At 43.4% G+C, this 5,710-nt stretch carries 5 protein-coding genes; all 5 read right to left on the bottom strand.

All coding sequences use genetic code 11. From position 1 onward, the window contains the following. Nucleotides 1–558: 558 nt before the first annotated feature. The 5 genes from trpC to JWQ85_RS13495 all read right to left on the bottom strand — a co-directional run bounded on the left by trpC (nt 559) and on the right by JWQ85_RS13495 (nt 5,560). Complete coding sequence (trpC, locus tag JWQ85_RS13515; RefSeq protein ID WP_299468797.1) at nt 559–1,341, bottom strand: indole-3-glycerol phosphate synthase TrpC; 783 nt, start codon at nt 1,339–1,341, stop codon at nt 559–561. Between the two features lie 129 nt (nt 1,342–1,470). Further along, complete coding sequence (locus tag JWQ85_RS13510; protein ID WP_299468795.1) at nt 1,471–2,040, bottom strand: aminodeoxychorismate/anthranilate synthase component II; 570 nt, start codon at nt 2,038–2,040, stop codon at nt 1,471–1,473. Between the two features lie 90 nt (nt 2,041–2,130). Further along, nucleotides 2,131–3,540: an anthranilate synthase component I family protein gene (locus JWQ85_RS13505; RefSeq protein ID WP_299468793.1), complete on the bottom strand. Its 1,410-nt coding sequence runs from the start codon at nt 3,538–3,540 to the stop codon at nt 2,131–2,133. Nucleotides 3,541–3,761: 221 nt separating this feature from the next. Next, the gene (locus tag JWQ85_RS13500; RefSeq protein ID WP_299468791.1) at nt 3,762–4,208 is read right to left on the bottom strand and encodes a cytochrome B; all 447 of its coding nucleotides are present in this window, start codon (nt 4,206–4,208) and stop codon (nt 3,762–3,764) included. Between the two features lie 158 nt (nt 4,209–4,366). Further along, nucleotides 4,367–5,560: an anhydro-N-acetylmuramic acid kinase gene (locus JWQ85_RS13495; RefSeq protein WP_367186212.1), complete on the bottom strand. Its 1,194-nt coding sequence runs from the start codon at nt 5,558–5,560 to the stop codon at nt 4,367–4,369. Nucleotides 5,561–5,710: the final 150 nt, after the last annotated feature.

The following is a 5,710-nucleotide window of genomic DNA, read 5'->3' as shown; positions in this document are numbered from 1 at the left end:
CGTTATTGCTCCAGCGGAGCATCCTATATACGTCTTCTTGCGGGGGAGTTAACTATCTTCGCTCGTCTGTGACCTACCGTGTACCCACAAGTTATAAAATGCAGGAAGGCAGTGACCCATAGGGTCTACCGCTTTGTAGAAAATAATAACAAATGTGATTTGTGCCGCATAGCGGCTACCCATAAGTGGGCACGTTGCATTATTCTACACCGGAAAGGCAAAAGGGTAGCCCCTTACGGGGCATAAACTATTTTCTTTTCATTGACTACAAAGCGGTAGACCCTACGGGTCATAGAAGATACGTCTATCGAAAAGATATGGGTACACGGTAGGTCACAGACGAGCGAAGGATTTAAGAAACCCAGTATAATTTTCACCCTCTTTGTGAAGCAGAGAGGGACGACCAGCATGGCGCAGTCGGGTTGTTTTTTCTATAAACAGGTTACTCCTACGGAGTTGAAAGATTATACAGCCGGCTCCGTTAGGAGCACCCTGTTTATAGGAACCTAATGAGCATTTGGGCTCCAGCGGAGCCTCCTAAAATAACGCTGTGCCGCCCTATAGCCCCTTTACAAACTCCCGCATAGCTGCGCCTGGGTCTTGCTGTTTCATGAAATTTTCGCCAATTAAAAAGCCGTTAAAACCAACGGCTTTTAACTGCTTAATGGTTTCGGTATCACTGATGGCGCTTTCCGAGATCTTCATAAATTCATTGGGGATATGGTCGGCCAGTTTAAAAGAGTTTTCTACCGATACCGTAAAATCGGCCAGGTTACGGTTGTTTACACCAATGGCATCCAGATTAGGATCTATACTGCGTTCCAGTTCTTCCAGGTTATGCACTTCCAGCAGCACATTCAATTCCAGGCTTTTTGCAAGGGATGCCAGGTTTTTAATTTCGGCAGGGGTAAGTATAGCGGCGATCAATAGAATAATATCCGCCCCTAATGCTTTTGCCTCGATAACCTGGTATTCATCAATCATAAAATCCTTACGCAGGATAGGGATATTGGTAGCGCGGCGCGCGCGGGTAACATCCATTTTGCGCCCCATAAAAAAGCCATAATCGGTTAGTACCGAGCATGCCGAAGCACCTGCATCCTCATAATCTTTAGTAACATCTTTTACCAGCGCGTCATCATTAATGATACCCTTTGATGGCGATTTACGCTTGAACTCGGCTATGATGCCTGTGCGGTCCGGCGCCAGTAGAAAGTCTTTAAAAGAGTATGTTTCCCGGTGGAAATACTCTGATTCCTCCAGTTTGGTATAAGAGGTGCGTACTTTATCCCGCGCAACTTCCTTTTTTTTATGGGCAACTATTTTATCGAGTATGTTCATTTTATTCAAATCTATAATAAACGCCTGTCATTTCGAACGATAGTGAGAAATCCTGTTATTATCTGCATGATCGCTTGCAATGATGAACAAGATTTCTCCTCGTACCTCGTTCGAAATGACAGGTTGGGATTATGCATTCAACCAGTTCTGCATCATTTCTTTACCGTACTCGGTCAGTACCGATTCCGGGTGGAACTGTACGCCACGCACGTTATATTCTTTGTGCCTTAAAGCCATAACCGAACCATCTTCTTCATCAATGGCGGTAGTTTCCAATACGGCAGGCAAATCTTTTTCAACCACCCAGGAGTGATAACGGCCTACTTTAAAAGTATCAGGCAGGCCTAAAAAAAGAGACTCGCTCGTATCCGTTACTTTTATTGGCGTGGCTATGCCATGCATAGGCTGCGGTAGGTTGTACAGTTTACCGCCAAAAACCTCGGCAATTGCCTGCTGGCCTAAACACACACCAAAAATACTTTTTGTTGGCGCGTACTTTTCTATCACAGCCAACAGCAAACCCGCTTCTGAAGGTATACCCGGGCCGGGTGACAGGATGATATGACTGAATTTATCCACGTCCTCCAGCTTAAACTGATCGTTCCTCCAAACCTCGCATTGCAAACCTAACTCGTTTATCAAATGCACCAGGTTATAGGTGAAAGAATCGTAATTGTCTATTATTAATATATTTTTCATTTTTACACACCCCTAACCCCTCTCAAGAGGGGAACTAAATTCGTTTTAACTAATCTCTACTCTCCAATCACTAATCACCCGCGAATCGGATTATAATTCTTCCGCTAATTCAATCGCTTTGCGTAAGGCGGCTATTTTATTATCTACCTCTTTTAATTCACTTTCGGCAATAGAACCGGCTACTATGCCTGCGCCTGCCTGGTAATGCAGTGTATTGTTCTTACTCAGGAACGAACGGATCATAATAGCATGGTTGAAATCACCATTAAAACCAAAGAAACCAATGGCGCCACTGTAAAAGCTGCGTTTGCTTTTTTCGTTCTCGTCTATGATCTCCATAGCCCGGTATTTTGGTGCACCGCTCAGCGTACCTGCGGGGAAGGTATCGGCAACAATCTTAAATGATGTTGTTCCCGGCTTTAGATTGCCACTTACGTGGGATACCAAATGGATGAGATGCGAATAGTATTGCACTTCTTTAAAGGCCTTTACGCTTACCTGCTCGCAGTGACGACTCAGATCGTTACGGGCCAAATCAACCAGCATTACGTGCTCGGCAGATTCTTTGGGATCGGCCTCTAACTGGCGGGCCAGTTCAGCATCCTTCTCATCATCTCCACTCCGTTTAAACGTACCTGCTATCGGGAATATGCTGGCTATATTATTCTTAATGGTGATCTGTGCCTCGGGCGATGAACCAAAGATCCTGAAATCGCCATAATCAAAATAGAACAGGTATGGCGACGGGTTGATAGAACGCAGCGCCCGGTAAACATTAAACTCATCGCCCAAAAACTTACGCGAGAACGCCCTTGACGGTACTATCTGGAACACATCGCCACGATAAATGTGCTGTTTCATCTTCTCTACAATGGCAATAAACTCTTCGTTGGTAAGGTTTGATTTTTCTGCCTCGTTGCTTTTAAAACTGTATTCCGGGAAGTTCTTGTTTTTGATCAGGTCCTCAATTTTCTCCAATCCGTTGGTTTGTGGCTGCCCACCTACCTGGTTATGGAAAATGTACAACTCGTTTTTAAAATGATCTATAGCGATGATGTAACTGTAGATATTGTACTGCATCACCGGGATCTTGCGCGTGGTATCGGCGCTTTCTTTTAAACGGATGGTTTCGAAATGCTCTACTGCCTCGTGTGTAAAATAGCCGAACAATCCGTTAGATAATATTTTAGAGGTATTGGCCTCCACCTCAAAACGGGCAGTAAAATTATTTATCTCGTTGGTTATATCAAACTCGCCGGGGTTGCTTATCTCTTCTGTACCATCCGGGAATTTCTTTTTAAGGGTGTTATCATCCAAAATAAGTCCGCTAAAGGGGGCACAACAAACAAAGCTTAAGCTGTTTTCGCGACTATGATAATCCGAGCTTTCCAGCAGCAGCGAGTTGGGGAATACATCCCTTAAACGCAGGTAAATACTTACCGGAGTAGTGGTATCGGCAAGTAGCTTTTTATGGGTAGTGGTAATTTTATATTTTTTCATTAGTAATTATCTCAGAGCGCATTAAACAAAAAAACCCGGCGAATTGAGCGTTCGCCGGGTTTCAAATTAGGTTTACATTTGATTAGTACTGCATATCAAAAACTATCCGGCCTGCCATGTTTTCACATAGTGCCACCAATTGGTATTAAGGGTAGTTCTTTTCATATCGTGGGAACAAATTTATATAAAAAAATGAATTATCAAATTTTTTGTCGACTTTTTTAGTGGGATATTCCAAAAAAATCTCTTTTACTCTGAATTATAGCTATAACAACCACTACTAATGCCAGTAAATAAAAGATAGCAATTGTGCGGTGCTTACCCTCTGGCAATGCAATTTTCTTTGATTTGCTATGGCCAATGGTAATTAATACAATGGCAAACAGCATCATAGCAATGTGCTCAACCGTCCAATAGCGGGCTTCGGCATCTTTCATAACACCATTGCCAAACCTTACAAACGGACTTAAAAAGTAAAGTATCAATCCCAGCAAAAATTGGGTATGTGCCGATATCAGGGCAAACAGGTTGATCTTGCGGTTACCCTCGGTGTATGGTTTTTTCCCTAACCAACCGGCTAACGATTGAAAGATGGCTAGCAAAATAAGGATGATAACAATGTACCTGAAACCCGAGTGGAAGTACTTGAAAAAGCTATAAGCGTTCATAAGTTTAAAATTTGACCCGAATATACAGATAAATGTTTTTCATTTTAAATAGGAGTGTTTTACCACAGAGAGAAAACCACAGAGAACACAAGGCCACGACAGTTTAAAATCTCTGTGTCCTCCGTGAAAACCTCTGTGCACTCTGTGGTAAAAATCTTTTACAAAGGAAAACTAAACTTCCCCATCAGCACCGCCGGATTATTCCCAATTTTTATCGGTTCACCGCAAAGCGCCTCGTTGCCGAGCAAGGCAAACAATATAGCCTCTTTAGCGTCAGGGTCTATCCCCAATTCGTTGGTATTGGCGATGGTGGTGTTTGGTAGCGCTTTTTTCAGATAATTAATAACGTATGAGTTCCGTGCACCGCCACCACTTACAAATATTTTCAGATCGGGCATATTAAAATGTGTTAGTATAAAATTGCTGATGGTGCGTCCGGTGAAAGCGCTTAGGGTAGCCACCAGATCAGCTTTGTTGATATTGAATGTGCGGGAGGTTTGCTGCGCATCGGCCACAAACTCTAAATTAAATAGCTCCGGGCCGGTAGTTTTGGGCAGGATTTCGTTGAAGAAAGGGTGATGCAGCATGTCCTCCAACAAGGTTTCATCCACCGTACCCGAGTTGGCTATCTCCGAATCTTCATCAAAAGGCTTGTCGAAATATTTGCGGCAGACAGCATCAATTAAAGTATTGCCGGGGCCGATATCGGTACATAAAACTTCTGTATTATCGCTATCCGCAGGCAAATAGGTGAGGTTGGCTATGCCGCCTATATTTAGTAATATCCTGTTCTCGCCGGCTTTGCTGCCTAATAAAACATCCCCATATAAAGCTAAAGGTGCGCCCTCGCCGCCTGCTGCAATATGTTTCTGGCGGAAATCGCTAATAGTTAATATCCCGGTTTTAACCGCCAAATGATCGGCATCGCCAATTTGCAGGGTAGCATTTCCGTAACCTGCTTGTTTATGCTGATGCTTTGGCGCGTGGTAAATGGTTTGGCCATGGCTCGCAACAAAATCGACATCCGCAGGATTGATACCCCATTGTTTCAATGCCTGTAAAACCAGCCCGCCGTGAAAGCTGCCGATGTAGGCGTTTAGCAGCGTCACCTTCTCCAGGCTCACCTGCTTTTTGGCAAACACTTCCTGAACCTCTTTCTTAAAACTTTCCTCGTAGGGGATTGTAATAAATTGCAGCAATTTAAACTCTATTTTTGTACCACTCCCGCTGAATTTGCACAGGGCAATATCCAGCCCGTCTAACGAAGTACCCGACATTAAACCTATACCCAGTTTTTCTTCTTTTTGGGCAATGGTAAATAGTTTTTGCAGGTTTTGGTTCAGTTGAGGCATGCGCTAATTTACCTGTTTTGGCGTGCTACACAAAAGATAAATTAAAACACCCTGTATGTAAATATCTGATATATTTGTTTTGAAGCACTGTAAACCAATTACAAGCAAACCCATGGCAAGATTAAACTTATTAGAAGAGACCCGGTACGA

It is taken from the genome of Mucilaginibacter sp., assembly GCF_028288105.1.
Taxonomy (GTDB): Bacteria; Bacteroidota; Bacteroidia; order Sphingobacteriales; family Sphingobacteriaceae; genus Mucilaginibacter.
Note: the sequence above shows the minus strand (reverse complement) of the source record. Positions and strands in the feature narration are given on the sequence as shown.